Annotated in this window: 13 protein-coding genes; 10 read left to right on the top strand and 3 right to left on the bottom strand. The window is 47.5% G+C overall.

All coding sequences use genetic code 11. The annotated features are described in order from the left end of the window. Positions 1-227 precede the first annotated feature (227 nt). Positions 228-749, bottom strand: a complete 522-nt coding sequence (locus KVG29_RS01855; RefSeq protein ID WP_252226050.1) for a ribonuclease H-like YkuK family protein — start codon at positions 747-749, stop codon at positions 228-230. 218 nt (positions 750-967) lie between these two features. Here KVG29_RS01855 and KVG29_RS01850 point away from each other — a divergent pair, with 218 nt between their 5' ends. The 8 genes from KVG29_RS01850 (at position 968) to KVG29_RS01815 (ending at position 10,285) form a co-directional block, all read left to right on the top strand. Further along, positions 968-1,705 (top strand): MBL fold metallo-hydrolase, encoded by a 738-nt coding sequence (locus tag KVG29_RS01850; protein ID WP_252226049.1) that lies wholly within the window; start codon positions 968-970, stop codon positions 1,703-1,705. Between the two features lie 192 nt (positions 1,706-1,897). After that, positions 1,898-4,276, top strand: a complete 2,379-nt coding sequence (locus KVG29_RS01845; RefSeq protein ID WP_252226047.1) for a DNA internalization-related competence protein ComEC/Rec2 — start codon at positions 1,898-1,900, stop codon at positions 4,274-4,276. 47 nt (positions 4,277-4,323) lie between these two features. Then, entirely contained in the window at positions 4,324-4,740 is a 417-nt protein-coding gene (locus KVG29_RS01840) for a secondary thiamine-phosphate synthase enzyme YjbQ (protein ID WP_025747460.1), read from the top strand. Between the two features lie 81 nt (positions 4,741-4,821). Further along, positions 4,822-5,541 carry an alpha/beta hydrolase gene (locus KVG29_RS01835; RefSeq protein ID WP_252226045.1) on the top strand — a complete coding sequence of 240 codons (720 nt, stop codon included), beginning with the start codon at positions 4,822-4,824 and terminating at the stop codon, positions 5,539-5,541. Between the two features lie 172 nt (positions 5,542-5,713). Beyond that, positions 5,714-7,150 carry a glucose-6-phosphate isomerase gene (locus KVG29_RS01830; protein ID WP_252226043.1) on the top strand — a complete coding sequence of 479 codons (1,437 nt, stop codon included), beginning with the start codon at positions 5,714-5,716 and terminating at the stop codon, positions 7,148-7,150. Between the two features lie 15 nt (positions 7,151-7,165). Beyond that, positions 7,166-8,023: a damage-control phosphatase ARMT1 family protein gene (locus tag KVG29_RS01825; RefSeq protein WP_252226041.1), complete on the top strand. Its 858-nt coding sequence runs from the start codon at positions 7,166-7,168 to the stop codon at positions 8,021-8,023. 271 nt (positions 8,024-8,294) lie between these two features. After that, positions 8,295-8,966, top strand: coding sequence for a vitamin B12 dependent-methionine synthase activation domain-containing protein (locus KVG29_RS01820; RefSeq protein ID WP_252226200.1), 672 nt, complete (start codon positions 8,295-8,297; stop codon positions 8,964-8,966). A gap of 62 nt (positions 8,967-9,028) precedes the next feature. Continuing rightward, positions 9,029-10,285, top strand: coding sequence for an anaerobic sulfatase maturase (locus KVG29_RS01815; protein WP_252226040.1), 1,257 nt, complete (start codon positions 9,029-9,031; stop codon positions 10,283-10,285). Between the two features lie 346 nt (positions 10,286-10,631). On the opposite strand, the gene KVG29_RS01810 is transcribed toward KVG29_RS01815, so the two are convergent. Both KVG29_RS01810 and KVG29_RS01805 read right to left on the bottom strand, forming a co-directional pair. Continuing rightward, positions 10,632-11,789 carry an aldo/keto reductase gene (locus KVG29_RS01810; RefSeq protein ID WP_252226038.1) on the bottom strand — a complete coding sequence of 386 codons (1,158 nt, stop codon included), beginning with the start codon at positions 11,787-11,789 and terminating at the stop codon, positions 10,632-10,634. Between the two features lie 73 nt (positions 11,790-11,862). Further along, entirely contained in the window at positions 11,863-12,279 is a 417-nt protein-coding gene (locus KVG29_RS01805; RefSeq protein ID WP_252226037.1) for a bacteriohemerythrin, read from the bottom strand. A 226-nt stretch (positions 12,280-12,505) separates the two neighbouring features. On the opposite strand from KVG29_RS01805, the gene KVG29_RS01800 reads away from it, so the two are divergent. Both KVG29_RS01800 and KVG29_RS01795 read left to right on the top strand, forming a co-directional pair. After that, the gene (locus tag KVG29_RS01800; protein WP_252226035.1) at positions 12,506-15,688 is read left to right on the top strand and encodes a PD-(D/E)XK nuclease family protein; all 3,183 of its coding nucleotides are present in this window, start codon (positions 12,506-12,508) and stop codon (positions 15,686-15,688) included. Beyond that, positions 15,604-19,245 carry a UvrD-helicase domain-containing protein gene (locus KVG29_RS01795; protein ID WP_252226034.1) on the top strand — a complete coding sequence of 1,214 codons (3,642 nt, stop codon included), beginning with the start codon at positions 15,604-15,606 and terminating at the stop codon, positions 19,243-19,245. The genes KVG29_RS01800 and KVG29_RS01795 overlap by 85 nt, the downstream gene beginning before the upstream one ends. Positions 19,246-19,338 lie beyond the last annotated feature (93 nt).

Below are 19,338 nucleotides of genomic sequence, written 5' to 3'. Positions count from 1 at the left end.
GGGTTTGGTGCTCGAATATGCTACCAGGAATTTTGGAGCGCGTGTCAATGAATGATGCAAAATTAAGGCACTACAAAATAAGAGCATTTTTCAATAAAAGGAAATTAAAAAAGAGGGGGCTTTGCTGCTATTTAAACAGTCTAAGTTTTGTCTTTTCACTACACATCCTATAAATATAAGTCTCCTCAAAAAACACGCTAAACCCTGCTAATGGCTAAAACCGTCTCTTATACTCTATACAGGTGTGAGTCTTTGGTGTAGCGGTTGGCATAACAGCTGGCCGCATAGCTTTCAGGCTTAATCTTTGGTTCAAAGGCTGTGCCCTTGGCCATGGCCACCATTTCATTTATTAAATCCCTGGTGGCACCATTGATACCGACATCAAGGTGAAACTCAAAGTGTATATCGCCTGAACGGCCCGAAGGCCTGATTAGGCACTGCACGATTTTCTCAATTTTATCGGGAGTGAATAGGGCAGCCACTTCAAGGGTCCTGGCGGTTTCGTAATATATCTTTTCCCGGAGGCTTTTCATGGGCCTGGGAACTACGTGTTTGGTAATGAAGCCAATGGCACCCCTGCCAATACGGTGAAGGTGTATGGCGGTGACAAACACAGTATTTCTGCCCACCTGCGAATCCGAACCCACCGACAGGCGGTATTCGCAATAAGGAGCCTGCCTGATGAAGTTGAGTATATGCTCATACACCTGGTCAAAAGTTAAGTTATGGTATTTTGAGTTGGAGAACAATAACGTCTGTTGTACCGACCTGGTTGCTGTAGCTTTTATACTGATCCCTCCCGAGTTTTTGGCTTATATATTATTATACATCAATTGATACTATTTTCACAGGGTGTTTTAAAAATTTTCTGCCCGTTTTTTCTTTATTTATATAGCAAAATATGCTAATATTTGATATATAATCGAGAATTTTGAGGAAAAATAAGCCATAGAGGAGGACGATGGCTGTGAAGGTTACGGTGCTTGGCAAATACGGGCCGTTTCCTGCGGCTTCAGGAGCCTGTTCGGGATATCTGGTACAGGAGGGAAATACCAGGATACTGGTGGAGTGCGGCAATGGGGTGCTCAGCCGACTCCAGCAGATTTGCCCTATAGATGAATTAAATGCGATTATCATTTCGCATCTGCACAGCGACCATATGTCGGATATGCTGGTGCTACGTTATGCACTGGATATTTTAAACGTCCGCGGGCTCAGGGAGGTTAAACCGCTTCCCGTGTATGTTCCTGAGACTCCTAAGGATGAATACGATAGGTTGTTTTTTAAAAACGTATTTGAAGTGCATCCGATCCACGATGGTATGCAGCTGCAAATAGAGGACCTGTCATTTTATTTCCAGGAAATGACGCATCCCGTTCAGAGCTTTGGCATCAAAATCGCAGGAGGGAACAAGACATTAGTGTACACGGGCGATACCAACTATAACGAAAAAATAGAAGCGTTTGCCTGTGGCGCTGACCTCTTTATTGCCGATGCGGGATTGCTGGAGAAGGACAAAACCAGTCCGAACGTGCCACACCTCACTGCCCGGGAGGTTGGGCTTATCGCGGCAAAGGCGAATGTAAAGCAGTTGATGCTCACCCATATATGGCCATGGTATGACGAAAACGACATACTGGCTGAAGCTGCGGCAAGCTATCCCGGTGCGTTTATTGCCCAGGAAATGAAGGCATACAGTGTATAAGACCTGGCTTAGGCTGAAGAAGACTTTGGTGATAGAAAGTTTTGTGAAGTTTTATCTTAAAAAATCGTGTTTTAGAAAAGCGGTTTGTTTTACATTCAACCCGCTGAAATCTGCTCCTGTAAGATTAAGCGGCTATTTAAATGCTTTGCACATTCGGTACGATTGACACGAGTGGAAGGGGTTTCATGGGCCTTGACGGTTTGGGTAAAACGTCCTGCGATATGGCTGACATCCGCCTATATCATCGGGATTGTGGTAGGAACAAGGCTCAGTAAGGAACTTGCCTTGTTTGCCGGAGTGGCTGCTGTTCTGGTAGCCGGTATGGCCTGGATGCTGGAGCGTAAGAGCAATGCCGGCCTGATCCCGGTATTGATTCTGTTTGGCTTGTTTGGCATTCTGGCCGTACAGGTAAGGCTGAATCCCACAAACCCTCTTGGAGACATAACGGATAAACTGGTACAGATACAGGGACAGATTGTGGAAAGCCCGAGGTATACCCAGCAACGAGATATTTACGTAGTTGAGACGCTTTGGGTTGTGGCGGAGGGGGACAAGAGAAATGTAAAAACCAAGGTTCAGGTTAGCGTTTATCCCGAAGGCCAACAAAAGGAGAGGCAGCGCTACAGCTATGGGGATATCGTTGAGGTAAGGGGCAGGCTTGAAGAGCCGCCGGGCCAGCGCAATCCAAAAGGCTTTGACTACAGGGCATACCTGCAAAGGCGCGGCATTTACAACGTTATGTCGGTGCAGCCATATAGCATAAAAAAGACAGGTATTGGCAGTCTCTCATATGTGCGGTCATTAATTTATGCTTTAAAGAGCCGTGCTGAGGCCGTATTTGATCTATATGTGGGCGGTGAAGAGGGCGCTCTTGTAAAGACCATGCTGCTTGGTCAGAAGTGGCTACTGCCTTCAGAGGTACAGCGGAATTTTCAGACTACCGGTCTGTCTCACCTGCTTGCCATATCAGGGCTGCATGTAGGGTTTATTGCGGCTGCCCTGTTGTCCATTGCGAGGCTGCTTTGCCTTACAAAAAAGCAGGCGTTTGTCTTTCAGGTATGCCTGCTGTGCCTTTACTGCGCTATGGTGGGGGCTGCCCCATCGGTGGTGCGGGCCGTTGTTATGGCCGCTTTGCTTCTGGGAGGTAAAGCGGTGGGGCGCCAGCCGGATATGCTCAACAACCTGTTTGTGGCTGCCTTCTCGATATTGCTGGTCAGGCCTTTGGACCTGTTTGATGTAGGCTTTCAGCTGTCGTTTGCTGCAGTTGTGGGCATCATCCTGTTTGCCGAATGCTTTGAGAGCTGGTTGAAGTTTTTGCCCAGGTGGATGGCGGCCGGCTTATCGGTTACCCTGTCGGCCCAGCTGGGGGTATGGCCCATCATAGCCTATCATTTTAACGCTTTTTCGGTTGTTGCCATGATTGCCAACCTGTTTTTGGTGCCCCTGTCAGGGTTGTTAGTTTTGACGGGTTTTGCGTTGATGGTCGGGGCTTTGCTGATTTCGCCTATGGGAGTTTTGCTGGGGCCGGCCGTCAAACTTTTGAGTTTTTTGCTCGTGAGGGGAAATGAAATTTTTGCAGCCATCTCATGGGCTTTTGTGCGCGTGGTTTCGCCTTCATTCCTTTTTCTGGCATGCTATTACCTGGCGATTTGGTTTCTGTCGCCAGAGAAGCCGGGATGGGTGAGGCAGCCTTTGCTGTGGTGCGGCGTCATGGCGGCTGTCCTGTTGCTGGCTGGGATACTGGCTCCCCTGCTGGATAATGACCTGGAAGTGGTATTTTTAGATGTTGGTCAGGGAGATTGTATATACATCAAGACTCCGGATGAAAAGTACATTTTGATAGATGGTGGTGGTAAGAGCGCAAGCTATACTGGTACGTTTGATGTAGGTGAAGACGTCGTAGTGCCTTTCTTACTGAAGAACGGTGTGGGGCATCTCGACCTTGTGGTCATGTCCCATGCTCATGATGACCACATCGGAGGATTGGTTGCGGTGTTTGAAAATATTCCTGTGAGGGCTTTTATGGAATATCCTCCTGGGGAGAAAAGTGATAAATATATCCGCCTCAAAGAGCTGGTGCTTGAAAAAGGCATCAAAAACGTGTATGCTTATTCTGGCCTGTCGTACAGGGTGGGCAGGGACGTGCGGCTTGATGTGGTGTATCCCGATGCTGAAGGGGCGCAGCCTGAAGCGTTATTCGATAGAGGCGATAACAACCGTTCGCTGGTGATTTTGCTGCGCTACCGGGATGCCGCTGTTCTCTTTACAGGAGATATAGAGGCTGATGTAGAGAAATACTTGTTGAAAAGCTGGAATTTGCCGATAAATATATTGAAGGTAGCTCACCACGGCAGCAATACCTCCTCTTCTGATGAATGGTTGGAGGTTTTAAGGCCGCAGCTGGCGGTTATACAGGTTGGAGAAAATACCTTTGGGCATCCGAGCCCTGAGGTGCTGCAGAGGCTGGAGAATAGAGGATCAAAGGTGTTGCGAAACGACCATCACGGGGCAGTCATAGCCCGTTATACAGGAAGAAAATGGCGTATACGCTGGATGATTGATGAATGGTAAAAAGATGAAGGGCAAAACTAAAAGTAAAGGAGGGGGGCTGGAAGGCAATGAAGAGTTACAGGAAGGAGCTTTGGTTTGAGGTAAACAAGCGACGTGATTTTATCAATATTACCCCTATTTTGGAGGAATGTGTGAGGGAAAGCGGGATAAAGGAAGGCTTGCTCCTATGCAATGCCATGCATATCACCGCCAGCGTGTTCATAAACGATGACGAACCAGGACTTCACCAGGACTTTGAGGAATGGCTGGAGAAGCTGGCTCCCGAGAAGCCATATTCACAGTACAGGCATAATGTATTTGAGGACAATGCCGATGCCCATTTGAAGCGCACCATAATGGGCAGAGAGGTAGTGGTTGCAATCACCGATGGTAAACTGGATCTGGGACCCTGGGAGCAGATTTTCTATGGCGAGTTTGACGGGAAACGGCGCAAGCGCGTTCTCGTAAAGATCATAGGGGAATAAATGGGAATAATTGTTCATGGAAGGTGCCGGCTGTGTATGATAAAATATGTCTGTTAATCTGAATCGGAAAGGAGGGCAGTCGTGGCTGTATTTGCTAAAAAAAACGGTCGGGTAGGGTGTTTTATCCTTCACGGTGTCAGCGGTGACCGCTTTGGAGTGGAAGCTCTCTGTTCTTACCTGGAGGAGCAGGGGTACGGTACATATTGTTGTGGAATTGGCATAGAATTTGGCTCTGTAAAGTTGTTTAACACTTATGCCTATTTAGAATGGCTGTACAGGGCCGAGAGGGAGTTTGAGGAGTTTTACAAAGAATACGATTATGTGGTGGTCATAGGCGTTTCGGTTGGGGGACTGATAGGCATACTTCTTGCCGAAAAGTATATGGTGGATGCGTTGATAACCATAAATACCCCCATATATCTGGTTGATGCCAAGAAACTGCTTGAAATGCTGTACCGTGAAGGTGTAAGAGTGGGTAACCCGCATCTTAACAGGATTATCATCCTGGCTTTGTACCACTTGATGGGCTTTAACAGGCTGTTCCATCAGGTAAAAAAGGCACTGTACAGGCTGCGCTGCCCTCTTCTAGTGATACAGGGGAAAAAGGACGATATCGTAGACTGGAAGAGTGCGTCTTACATATACGACAGTTTTTTGGGTCAAAATAAAGAAATTCAGTATTTCCCTAAATCCGGGCACTTTATCTTCCGTGATTGTGAGAGCCGACTGGTGTTCATACGGTTGCATCAGTTCATTGAGAAGAGCGTGGAAAATAAGATGCTGATAGAAGGGTATATTTGATTTTGCTGCAAACTTAATTTGCTTAAATGTAGCTTGATAAAACAAAGCTTCGGCTTGCAGTTTTTCGCTTATTGTTATTTTTTCTTCAAAATTGCGGATTTCGTTTTAAAGCAGCAAAATACACCTTTTACAGTAAGATCATAGATTTATTAAAGAAAGGGGTAAGATACTCATGAAGAGGTTTGAAGATGCCAGCTGGAGAGAAAGCATGAGGATAAGGTTTGATTACAACAACATGATGTCAGATATGATTGGAGAGGAATACGGCATAAGCAAGGAGCAGATCCTTGCGCTGCAGCCCAGGATAAAGGCTGCCATTGAAGCTTTGAAGGAGAAGAGAAAGGCCGGTAAAACCGAGTGGAGGGACCTGCCGTATACCCAGGCTGATATGGTCAAGGATATTTTGGCCACTGCAGAGGATATAAAGAGAAGATTCGAGTGCTTTGTGGTACTGGGCATTGGTGGGTCGGCTTTGGGGCCTATAGCGGTACATCAGGCGCTCAACCATCTGCATTACAACGAGCTGCCCAGGGAAAAGCGAAACGGCTGTCCGAGGTTTTATGTGGTGGATAACATAGACCCTGAACGGATGAGAGCTCTGTTTGATATCATTGATGTCAAGAGTACGGCGTTTAACGTTATAACAAAATCCGGTAGCACATCGGAGACCATGGCTCAATTTTTGATTGTGAGGGACATGCTAAAAGAAGCTGTTGGGGATAAGTACCGTGAGCATATCATTGCCACTACCGATGCCGAGAAGGGCAATCTCATCCGTATAGCCAGGGAGGAAGGATTTAAGACCTTCTATATTCCTGCTGGTGTGGGAGGCAGGTTCTCCGAGCTCTCACCTGTGGGGCTTTTGCCAGCGGCGGTGTGCGGCATCGATATCGAGGAGTTGCTGGCAGGGGCGGCTTATATGGATGAGCTGTGCAGCAAGGATGACGTGTTTGAAAATCCGGCTTATATGGCGGCTGTTCTTCAGTACATCGCCATGAAACAGGGCAAGAACATATCCGTCATGATGCCCTATGCCGATTCCTTGAAGTATATGGCTGACTGGTATGCACAGCTGTGGGCTGAGAGCTTAGGCAAAAAGTTTGACGTTGAGGGCAGAGAAGTGTATGTGGGACAAACTCCCGTAAAAGCTCTGGGCGTTACCGATCAGCACTCCCAGATACAGCTGTATACCGAAGGGCCTTTTGACAAGGTCATAACCTTCATAAAGGTGGAGAATTTCCGCAGCCAAGTTGATATCCCCAAAGGTTATGAGGACATGCCTGCCGTTTCGTTTCTTGGAGGCCATACTTTGGGACAGCTTTTACATGCCGAGCAGACGGCCACTGAATATGCGCTTTACAAGGCCAAACGGATGAACAGGACCATCATACTGCCTGAGGTCAATGCGTTTACAGTGGGGCAGCTGCTTTATCTGCTGGAAGTTGAAACGGCCTTTGCTGGTGAGCTGCTCAACATCAATGCGTTTGACCAGCCGGGAGTGGAGGAAGGCAAGAACGCCACATATGCGCTTATGGGCCGCCCAGGTTATGAGGAGAAGAAGGCAGAACTGGAGGGCAGGCCAAAGAAGCGCGAGGAGTATATAATATAAGGGGGAATCACAGCGTTGAAAGCCACGGTTGATTGCGTGCATTGCTATCTGAAGCAGGCCGTGTCGTGCATGAGAATGGCGGGGCTTAATGAGGATTCTCAGCATGAGATATTGTTCAAGCTCATGGATTATGTGAAGGAGTTTGACAGGAATGCCACCCCTGCGGAAAATTCCACCTATGCCGTCTTGAAAACATATGAGCTCATGGGTGTGGATGACCCCTATAAGGAAGTTAAAAGACAATCAAATGACCTGGCGCTTGAGCTGTATCCCCGCCTAAAACAGATGCTGGACGAGTATGGAGACAGGCTGCATAGTGCCCTCAAGATAGCAGTGGCAGGGAATGTGATTGATCTGGGTATAAGAAGAAGCTTTGACATCGAAGGAGAATTGCGGTACAGCATAGAAACCGGCTTTTCGAAGGACCATTACGATAGATTCAAACAAAAGCTCGAGAAAGTTGATGAAGTGCTGTTTTTGGGTGACAATGCGGGAGAGATTGTGTTTGACAAGGTACTGGTAGAAGAGCTGGTGAGGCTGGGGAAAAAGGTGACGTATGTCGTCAAAGAGGGCCCTGTGCTCAATGATTCTACCATGGAAGATGCTGCCTACGTGGGTATGGACAAGGCGGCAAGGGTGATCACCACGGGCTCGCGGTTTCTGGGCGTAAGCTTTAAGCACATGTCCCAGGAGTTCGCCGATGCACTGAACAAAGCTCCACTCATCATATCAAAGGGGCAGGCCAATTTTGAGTCGCTTGAGCAGCATGAGATGGCACGGGACAGGATATTCTTTTTGCTCAAGATAAAATGTGATGAGGTGGCAAAGGCTGCAGGAGCAGCGCTGGGTGATGTTGTATTTTTCACTGTATAGCATTTGATTATTTTAAGGTTGTAGGTAACATTAAAGCAAAAACCCTGCAGTTTTGTGTAGCAAGTGAGCTCTGGTTTTGTTAATAACAGACTTTATTGAATATGCTCAACGAGATTGTTGATTTTTAGCTGAGCAATTAATCCATTGTTTCAATGGCATTTTGATGAACCGAAAAGATTTGCTTTATAAAAAATAAAAGGCAAACATATGATGTTAAGAGGGCTCTGAGACTATAGTATTGATTGGAAACGGGGGATGTACTGTGGGGTTAATGGTATTGGATAATATTTCCTGGAAGGTGGATGTTGACAGGCTGCTTAAGAAGTTTCGTTTGCAGCCGGGCAGTCAGGATGCGGCAAAGGTGGAAGCGCTGGCGCGTCAGGCCGAAGAGATAGGCAGGCCCAAGGTGTTGTACAAGGAGGCCTATGTAGAGGATAAGGGAGAGGATTTCGTAATAGTGGACGGGATAAAATTGACCAGCCGTATACTTCGCACCAACCTGGAGCACGTATACAGGGTGTTCCCGTATATCGTCACTTGCGGTATTGAACTGGAAAGATGGTCCGAGACCATAGATGATATTCTGGAGAGCTACTGGGCAGACGGCATCAAGGAGATGGCGCTCTATGAAGCCTTAAAGGCTTTTGAGAGACACCTTGATGAGAACTTCCATCCGGGCAAAACGTCTAGCATGAACCCGGGTTCGCTGCAAGATTGGCCAATAAGCCAGCAGAGGCAGCTTTTTCAGATACTGGATGACCCTAAGCGGTATATAGGGGTGGAATTGACCGACAGCTATTTGATGCTGCCTATAAAGTCGGTATCGGGCATTCGGTTTGCTACGGAGGTCGGCTTTGAGAACTGCAAGCTGTGTTCCAGGGAGAATTGTCCCGGCAGAAGGGCGCCATATGACCCGGAGTTTGTAAAGTCTTATGGAATGTGATATTTAGCAGGATCAACTATAAAAAGCGTTAAGATATCAGCAAAAGGGGTTTTAAAGGGGAAATGGTCAAGCCTTTTTCTTTGCTTATAAAGCCGGCGTCGGCCGACTGCAATCTGCGGTGCCAATACTGCTTTTATATAGACAAGTCTTTGCTGTATCCCGAAACTCATATTCACAGGATGCCTGATGATGTCCTTGAGCGTATGATATCCACTTATATGGCAACAGAGCAGCCGGTTTATTCGTTTGGCTGGCAGGGTGGGGAGCCCACTCTTATGGGAGTGCGGTTTTTTGAAAAGGTGGTTTCGCTTCAGCAGCGGTATGGTAGGTTGGGCGCTAAGGTTTCCAACGGCCTTCAGACCAATGCCACGCTTATAGACGATGAACTGGCTGCGCTGCTAGCGCAGTACAACTTTCTGGTAGGGGTCAGCCTGGATGGGCCAGAGGAGCTGCACGATCACTATCGTAGGACAGCTGGCGGTCAGGGAACCCACAGTATGGTGCTGAAGGGCATCGAATGCCTGCGCAAAAACAGGGTGGAGTTTAACATACTGACGCTGGTCAATGCAAAAAACGCGGGGCAAGGCAGGGAGATATACCAATACCTGAAGGACATGGGGTGCTTCTATCACCAGTACATCCCCTGCGTGGAGTTTGATGAAAAGGGAAATCCCATGCCCTACACCGTAGCCGGGGAAGAATGGGGAAGGTTTCTGTGCGAAATTTTTGATGAGTGGATAAAGTCAGACGTGTACAGAGTATCGGTTCGGATATTTGATTCGATATTGAATTTCCTGGTGGATGGGATATACACCACATGCCATCTGGCGGGGAACTGCTGTCAGTACTTTGTGGTGGAGTACAATGGGGATATATACCCTTGCGACTTCTTTGTCACCCGCCAGCTTAAGCTGGGGAACGTGATGGAGGACAGCTGGGAGGAGCTGCAAAACAGCCCCACGTATGTGGAGTTTGGGAAGCAAAAGGCCGAGTGGAACAGCGAATGTCAGAGGTGCCGGTGGCTTTACCTATGCTCGGGAGACTGCCTCAAGCACAGGCTGTATGGTGGCGGCAATTCCAGTAAGCTGAGCTGGCTGTGTGCTGGCTGGAAAAAATTCTTTGAGCATTCCATGCCCTATTTCAAACAATTGGCTTTGAAGGTATTGAAAGAAAGGGAACGCGCCGGCATTATTGCAAAAACAGGGCGATATGAGCTGTTCCCAGAAAAACGGCTGGGACGCAATGATACCTGTTTTTGCGGTAGCGGCAAGAAATACAAGAAATGCCATGGAAATATTGATGTTTCTGATGCTTCTTAGAGTTGATAAACGTTTTTCATTTTAATAGTTAAGCTATGAGCATGCTTAATTGGTATAAAATGGGTATGTTTAACTGGCATGTTCAATTGGTACAAATTTAGCGGTAAAAAAGAAAGGCTCCTTGCTCATCGCTGCTAGAAGGGCAAGGAGCTTTTCTTTTTGACATCCTCTGCCTCTCTTCCTTTGCCTTTCTTTTATCAAAGGCTTTACAGATATTGCTCTTTGCGATCATCTCCGTACAACATGCATTTCTCGTTTAAAAAAGTGGAAGATTCTTCTTGCCAATCGAGTCAACCACAATTCATCTCCATCTTATAGAAGATGGAGACTTCTTCCGGCAAAGATGTTAAAATCCCTGTGTCAGCACTTGGTGTGCTTCCTTGAGCTTCTCTATTATAGGTATGCCCTGTGGGCATGCGCTCTCACACTGGCCGCATTCTACGCAGTTGGAAGCATCGGCCCCTTCATCAATGAGTTTCTTATATCCCTTGCTCTGACCTGCAATATCATCGTACATGGAGGCGTTGTTGTACAGGCTGAATATTCTGGGTATATTTATTCCCGAAGGACAGGGCATGCAGTAGTTGCAGGATGTACAGCTCACCTTTATCTTGCTTTCATACGCGGCTTTTACCTTGGCAACCAAGTCAAGCTCTTCTTGAGCCATTGAATTGGGGGCCGCGTTTTTAAATATCTCGATATTTTCCTTGAGCTGTTCCATGGTGCTGACGCCGCTTAAGATGACTGTCACCTCAGGGAAGTTGTACAGCCATCTGAATGCCCATTCAACCGGAGAACGTTTCACGCTGAAGCTGTCCCACAGCTCCTGAATATCCCTGGGTATGTTATGGGCAAGCCTGCCACCCTTTAAGGGCTCCATTATCACGACGGGTATTCCCTTGGATGCGGCGTAGCGCATGCCTTCTACCCCGGCCTGATAGTTCTCATCCAGGAAATTGAGCTGGATCTGGCACATCTTCCAGTCATATGCGTCTATTATCGATTTAAATACCGGCAGTTCATCGTGAAATGAAAATCCAGGATATTTTATTTTTCCAGATTCGACAGCTTTATCTAGGAACTTCAATATGTTGAATTTTTCTACTTTTTCCCATCTTTCCTTATCCAGAGCGTGCAGCAAATAGAAATCAATATAGTCAACCTGAAGTTTTGACAGCTGCTCGTCCAGCAGCTTTTCGCAGTCTTCATAAGACTCCACTTTCCACATGGGAAGCTTAGTGGCCAGCTTCACCCTTTCACGGTATCCATCCTTTAAGGCTTTGCCCACCACAATTTCGCTGTTGCCGCCATGATACGGATAAGCGGTATCTATGTAATTGACTCCGTTGTCTATTGCATACCTGATCATCTTGATGGCTTCTTCTTCGTCTATGACCGACTGATCCGTTGAACCGTCCGGCTGTATTTTAAGGGGCAAACGCATGCAACCCATACCAAATGTTGAAACTTTAAACCCTAAGTTCCCAAACTCCCTGTAATACAATTTAATCCCTCCCTACTTTGTTTATGGCCCTTTAAAATTATATCAAATTTACAGTTAAAATTAAAGTCAACGCCTATTTATCGCTGTTTTTCAGGGATTTAACATATGCAGCAAATTCTGCATCGGCCCCGCAAATATGGGTTATAATCCAGTTTACCACCTTTTTGCTAAACTGAATGGTAAAATGTAGGGAAGCTCCCTCATTCTCAAATTTCTTCTTTAAATTTTCAACTTCTTTGAGGAAAGCCTGGTGCATCATCAAATGCTGCTCATACTTGGGATAGTCGTATTTCTTTTGATAATCCTGTTCGTAATTGAAATGCGTCACCACGTAATTCGAGAGGAAGTCCATTGTGCTGCCCACTTCTTCTTTGCCTTTCCCTTCGGCGCAGGCCTGTAAAAAATCGTTGACGGCGTTTATCAGCGCTTTGTGCTGTCTATCGATCTCCTCAATGCCGATTTCCAACTCGGGCCTCCACTTTATGGACATAGTACCACCTTCTTTCGTCCTCATTCTTTATAATATATTTTCATAAACGGATTTTGAGGCTGTAAAACATATTTTTTATGATATTTACATGTTTGTTTCCATGTAGTACCATAACTTATGGAGCACGTAAATTAAATCAGCACTCAAGATAAAATAAAAAGCATGCGCGAAACAGCTGCTACGTTTTCATTCTGGCTGTTATCAATCATAAGCTGGGGGGTACCTTATGCGCATTTTATACTTTGAACCCTATTCATGTAAAAGGCGACATGCATTGGTCATGGAGTGCATAGAGCGCATAAAGCAGGGGCAGACGGCGTTGTACATACTGCCTTCAAGGGAAGCCATGTTTGACGTGAGGCGGCTTTTTGCCGAACAAATGGGGGGTATCTTCAACTGCCACGTTTTTGGCTTTGATGACCTGGAACGGATGATCCTGGAGAATGAGCTGAGGAAGAAGCGTGTGATCGATGATACCGAGAAAAGGGTCATATTAAGGCGGTTGGTTGAGGGGCTTTCGGAGGATAATTTTTTCAGGCGAGTGAGATACAAGCAGGGCTTTTTAAATCTCATGATTGATACCATAAGGCTTTTTAAGCGTTCGTGCGTCACGCCCGATGAATTTTGGGTCAGGACCTCGAGCTTTTACGGCAGATTACTTGAAAAGTGCCGGAGTGTGTACGAAATTTATCATCAGTATGAGAGGTTTAAGGCGCGTAGGAATCTCATGGACATAGAAGACATTTCGATTGAGGCTATCAAGGCGTGCAAGGATGCCAGAATATTGAAAGCCACGGGCGTTATAGTCATAGATGGGTTTGTAAACGTGGACCCCGTGAACTTGAACCTGGTCAGCAGAATAATGGAGAGCCATCCCGATATTCCCATATACGTCAATGTACCATTTAAAAATGACTATAATCGAGAGTTTGTGATGGAGGAGATAGTCAAGGATTTTGAGGGATTGGGATTTGAGCGCGTAGAAGCCGGTGTTGATGCTGGTTTCTATCTTGAGGAGCTGGCCAGAAGGCTTTATTCCGGAGGGGCAAGCGTAAAGATTGATGGCGAAAGCCTACAAATACTGAACAGCCCGTGTATTGACCATGAGATAAGGACGGCGGCCAGGCGAATAAAAGGGCTTATACAGGATTCAAACGTGAATCCCTCTGATATAGCCGTTGTGGTTGCTGACATGGATGGCTACAGGGATAAGGTTCTAGAGGTATTTAGGGAGTATGGCATCCCCATAAAGGCTCGAAGGCAAAACGGCTTGGTGTCGATACCGCTGATAAAGGATATAATATCGTTGCTCAAATTTGTGCTCTATCAGGAGGAGAGGGACAGCGCTTTTGTATCCATAGTTACCTCCAAGTATCTGTTGCCGTTTGACGTCCTGCATCATGAAGGGTTTGATGTTGCAAGGCTGCTTGCTATTGCCGAGCGCATACTTGGAGAGTATTCTGGACAGCCCGGAATGTACTTTGCGGAATTTTTAAAAGGGTACGCTGAGACAGCGCAGGACGATGCAGCCAGGGCAGGTATGGAGGAGTACATAGGCGTGGTCACCGAATTTTTAAGCGGGCTGGAGAGCCTTGTGAACGCCCCAAATTCCAGCCCGGTGGAGTTTTTTCAGCTCTTTAACGAGCTTTTGAAAAGGCTTAACATAGAGGATAAAATTTCAAAGCTTTACAACCGTGGCCTGCTGGATGTGGGGCTGTGGCTGCGCGATATAGAGGCCGTGAGCAGGATGTTTGAGGCCCTGGAACGGTTGTATAAGGCCTATGGGCAGTATGCTTCCGAAGGCGGCATTGCAACTTTACAACAGGCTGTCCATGATGTTATATCTGCTTTATCTGAGCAACAGGCCGCTGACCTCAGCGCGGAGAGGGGAGGGGTGAGGCTTATTACTCCCGACCTCTTAAGGGGACAGCGGTACCATGCGGTTTTTGTCCTGGGATTGAACGAGAGCATCTTCCCTGTCGGCGGCAGCGGCGTCGGCATATTTGACGGATGCGAAGTTGACAGGCTTTTCGAAGTGGGCATCAACTTAAGGCCATTGTGGTGGGAGCTTGAGCGTGAGAAAATCAGGTTTAATGCCTGCATATCTTCGGCGCGAAAAAGCCTTTATCTCTCCTACAGGACGGCAGATGAGGACGGGAGCGTGATGATCCCCTCGCCTTTTATAGACGAAGTGCTGTCGACTTTGGATGAGCAAACCCGTAGGGCTGTGGTGGCACAGCATGTCAGCATGAGGGACAGGATGGCGTCTGATGAAAAACCCTGCAGCGCAAGGGAAGCGATAAAGGCCTTCAGCCTGCACATTAGGAATGCTCAGGGCGGCCGGCGTATTGATTGGAAAGTGTCTGCTGACGAGGCAGCAAACAGGCTTAGGTATTCGGCTTATGCAGCCAATATCGAATTTTCAAGGGAATTTTGCCCTCAATTTGATTCCTACGATGGCAGGCTTACGCTACCACGCCTCAAACAGCAGGATTTGGAGTATGCCTTCTCTGCTTCGCAGCTCAACAGCTATGTGTGGTGCCCTTTCACCTATTTTGCCCAGAGGGTTCTTGACATACAGGCTGAGGATGATGCCGCTGAACGATCTATGGGCATTGGGAGCTTTTATCACTCCGTACTGAAGGCTTACTATCATGGCAATGATGATGTGTTGACACCCGATATGCAAAGGTTTAACGCCATCTTCTTTGAGCAGGCACAGGATCTGCACCTCGACCATGTATTGCCTCCGCTTAAGGACTTTGCTTTGAAGCAGCTGCATAGCGTGCTGGAGAATTTCATCATCCATGATGCCCGGAGCATGGCAAGGTACTATGAGGTTACGGGGCGTATTTTGAAACCGGTGATGCTGGAAGAATTTTTTGAAACCACAATCGACGGATGCAGCGCCGTCATACGGGGCGTAGCAGACAGGGTGGATATGGAGGCCGATGCAAAAGGCCGATTTACAGGCAGATACATAATATACGATTACAAAAAGAGCGGCATAAAGAGCATAAAGGAATGCATAGAGGGCAGCGATTTTCAGTTGCCGCTGTACCACGCTGCCGTCGACGAAATGATAAAGAGGCGGTTTGGAGTGAAAAATCCCGAGTGCTTGGCCCTTTTGTATTACAGCATTGAAAAGCTGGAATGGAACGGCATAATTCGGAAGGATATAAAGAATGCGCTGTTTGAAGGTAAAAAAGGGCCTAGGGCAACCCCTGCCAAAGGCAATATGCAGGTAGTGCTGTCCTGGAGCCTGAAGGAGGCCGCAAAGGTCATAGACAGGATAAGGCAGGGGTACTTCATGCCGCAAAAGGAGTGCCCGGCGGGAATCTTCGGCTGTGCCTACAGCGGCATGTGCAGGCACGACCAAGCCAGGATGGCCAGAAAGGAGAGGGTGTGATGATGCTTCAGGATATATGCGAGAGGTATGGCGTAAACGAGGAACAGGCCAGGGCTCTTGACATCGCTGCCAGCATCGCAGTGAGGGCGGGTGCAGGCTCCGGCAAGACGCGGGTGTTAACGCGACGCTTCATAAGGCTGATCCTGGAAAATCCCGATGTGGACCTTGACAGGATCGTTGCCATAACCTTTACCCGCAAAGCCGCAGCCGAGATGAAGGATAGGATACGCAAGGAGCTTTCGGATAGGATCCTAAAAAGCAGCATGGATGAAAAGAAAAGGCTTTCGGGATTGAGGATGCGTATCACCAGCGCCAACATCGATACCATACACGGATTTTGCGCCAAGCTGCTGCGCGAAAACTTTGCGTATCTGGGCATCGACCCCGATTTTAAGGTAATGGACGAGATCGACAGGGATATCGTGCTTTCAAGGATAGCCGATGAAGTAATACGGGAGTTTGTCGAGGACCCGCAAAACACAAAGATGGTTGCGGCTATTGCCGACAGATTGCCGATATCGTTTTTTACCGGTGAGCTTAAAGATGGTATTTTATCGGCATTCAAGGCGATGATGGAAAGGGGATGTACGCCAGAGGATCTGAAATCGAGCGTTGGAACCGGAGAAAGCTGTGAAGAAACAGAGCAAAAGGGCAGTAGTGATATTCAAAGCGATGAAGTGGATGGAGAAACTGATTGCGCTCATGAAAGCGCAAATAATGTTTATGAAGAATCTGACTGCGATGGCCCAGGGGACGGTTGCGATGGTGTAACGGACGGCCGGGTGAGTCAAGAGTCTGTGCAGGTGGGGCAATACAGCCAGGAGGATAAGGTAAAAGGTGCAGAAGCGGACCTTATGCACATTTTAGAAGATGTGGGCCTGCGGCTGATACAATGCCTGTACAGGAGCTATAGCCAGTACAAGGACAGAGAGAATATGCTCGATTTCAACGATTTGGAGCTTAATGCTTTGAGGCTGCTCAGCAACCCCGATATACAGAAATACTACCATGAGAAGTTTACTGCCATAATGGTGGATGAGTTTCAGGACCTCAATCCCCTTCAAAAGAAAATCCTTGATCTCCTTACGCACAGGAATGGATGCATACCTGCAGGAAGGCTTTTCATAGTCGGAGACTACAAGCAGTCCATATACGGATTCAGGGGTTCGGATTACAGGGTGTTTGAAGAGGGGTGCAGGCAGATCTCTGAGCACGGTGGAAGGGTGGAATACTTGAGCAATTGCTACAGGAGCACCAAAACCATCATAGGTTTTGTCAACGGGGTGTTTAAACACCTATTGAACCCATATGAGCCTTTAAAATACCCCGAGCAGCAGAAGGATGAACGCTACAATGAGCCAAAGGTGGAGCTTATAACATGGGGTAAGGAGGCTTTAAAGCAGGTCAAGCCCAGGACAAGATGGGATTTGGCAAAGGGGTTGCTGCTCTCCGAGGATTCGATGGATCAGCTTAAAGAGGTATTGGAAGGGGAATACGACGATATAGTTTCGGTGGGCAAAAAGGACTACCAGGGGGATGTGATTGCGGCAGCCATTCACAGGCTTGTATCACAAGGCTTTGATTACAGCGACATAGCCATACTTTTAAGGAGCAGGTCTTCGCTGGCGCAGGTCGAACGGGCGCTTACAAACCACCGTATCCCTTACTGCGTGCTTGGGGGAATAGGGTTTTGGAGCAAGCAGGAGGTAACCGACATACTGGCTCTATACAGGCTGGTGTTTTATCCGTACGACAGGCTGGCTCTGTTTACCGTACTGAGATCGCCAATATTCGGATTTTCCGATGACCTTTTGCTCGAATTTGCAGGATTTGTGAAAGAACAGGGGATGGAACATACCAGGCCGGATGCGTTGATGGAGGCTTTTTCAGAAGCTTTGCAGGATGAGGAAGCATGGGTGGTTCAAAGGGCGGCTTCAATACTTAAAGGCGTCTGTGCCCTTGGCGGGATAACAAATGCAGCGGAATTATTTGATAGGCTCATTGAGCTGACAGGGTATGATGAAATCTTGATGGCCCTACCCTATGGCGAGAAAAAGCTGCGCAACCTGGAAAAGCTGATGGGAATAGTTGAGCGGTTTGAGGATAAGGGGATATATACAGCCCGGGATTTCCTGGTGTACGTGGATACTCTGAGCAGGTCATCGGATAGGGAAGAAGAGGCTTCGCTGGACAGCGAGGACAGCAATGCGGTGAAGATATTGACCATCCACGCTTCAAAAGGCCTGGAGTTCAGGGCGGTTTTAATACCCGATATGGATCAGGCGCTGGATGCGCAGGCCAAAAAGAATAAGTTCCTTTTCCTGCTGAATGAACACAACAACCTGGTGGCTATGGGTGTTGACGGTGAAGGCAAGCTAAACGAGGCCGTAAACCCAGCATATGCCGAGATTTATAACCGTAGGCTGCTGGCAGAGCTTGACGAGTCAAGAAGGCTTTTCTACGTCGCGGCTACCCGTGCAAGGGAGTATCTGGCATTGATAGGCGAGCGTCAGGATATAGGTGAGGATTGCGCCCCTGAAAAGCTGAACAGTTTCATGAAGCAGCTCACGTGGGCTATAAAGCAATCCGGCAACATTGCCGAGCTGATAGAAGTGAAGGCAGAGGAACTGCTGTGTCTCCAAGCAAAGCAGGGGAACAATGGTCAAGGCGTTTTGAAGAGCGTCGATGTAGGTGGTGCTTTTACGCTGAAACTGAAACCCCTGGATGCTTCCCGTGAAGGAAGCATAAGCATATCGTCTTGGCTGAAATATAAGGACTGCCCCAGAAGGTTTTACTTTGAAAATATATTGAACCTCAAACAGGACAGCCGCGCATTTCTGCATGAATTGCTGGAAGAGAGGATGGATGAGTGGGCAGGTGAGACCACACCTGTTGATTTAGGGATAAACGTTCATCTTTTGCTAAAGGAAGTCGATGTGGCTGATTTGCCCGGATTGAAAATCGAAACCTTGACCGAGTTTGCTCGAGAACTGGGCATCGATATCCAACGCGATGTGTCGGCGCTTAAAGGATATATGCAGGGGTTGTGTGAGATAGAGAAACAGCGCGCAAAAGAGGTACGAGGTCAGCTGCTCGATAGCTTGAGAGAATACGCCTTTAGGGTGCCTATCGATGAGGGCCTTTACTTCTCCGGGATCGTCGATAGGGTGGATATTTATCGGGGAGAAGGACGGTTCAGGGCCACCGTCATAGATTATAAAACCACTCGCGTAAACAGCCTTGCTGAAGCCGAAGAAAAGGCGATGTACTATCACGACCAGCTTGTCTGCTACGCCTGGGCTTTGAATAAGGTACTCCATTACAAGGGTGAAAGGGTAATTGTGGACGAGGCGGTTATATATTTCTTAAACGCAGGCCGGGCTATAAGCGTCCCGATCAATAAAGGATATGCCGAGAAAATAATTGACGAGATGGTAGCTGAGTCGCCTGCTTTGCTGGGCATGAAACCATTTGATGAATACAAACCCAAAAAATCCGAGGCATGTGCTTTGTGTCCGGTGAGAAGGTTTTGCGATGTGGTTGTCGGAAGTTCTTGAATTTTGATGAAAAAGGCTTGCGTTTATGTTATTATATACTATAAACCATAATACATATTTTTGAAAGACAAAAAAGTTGATTAAGTGAAGTGG

It is taken from the genome of Caldicoprobacter algeriensis, assembly GCF_023838525.1.
Classification (GTDB): domain Bacteria; phylum Bacillota; class Clostridia; order Caldicoprobacterales; family Caldicoprobacteraceae; genus Caldicoprobacter; species Caldicoprobacter algeriensis.
The sequence above is the reverse complement of the archived record's forward strand: the minus strand, read 5'-3'. Positions and strand labels throughout refer to the sequence as shown.

Excerpts from the sequence above, each read along its gene's own strand:
- KVG29_RS01840 (WP_025747460.1), top strand. The coding sequence starts at position 4,324 with ATGAAGAGTTACAGGAAGGAGCTTTGGTTTGAGGTAAACAAGCGACGT.
- KVG29_RS01830 (WP_252226043.1), top strand. The coding sequence starts at position 5,714 with ATGAAGAGGTTTGAAGATGCCAGCTGGAGAGAAAGCATGAGGATAAGG.
- KVG29_RS01820 (WP_252226200.1), top strand. The coding sequence starts at position 8,295 with ATGGTATTGGATAATATTTCCTGGAAGGTGGATGTTGACAGGCTGCTT.
- KVG29_RS01815 (WP_252226040.1), top strand. The coding sequence starts at position 9,029 with ATGGTCAAGCCTTTTTCTTTGCTTATAAAGCCGGCGTCGGCCGACTGC.
- KVG29_RS01805 (WP_252226037.1), bottom strand. The coding sequence starts at position 12,279 with ATGTCCATAAAGTGGAGGCCCGAGTTGGAAATCGGCATTGAGGAGATC.
- KVG29_RS01800 (WP_252226035.1), top strand. The coding sequence starts at position 12,506 with ATGCGCATTTTATACTTTGAACCCTATTCATGTAAAAGGCGACATGCA.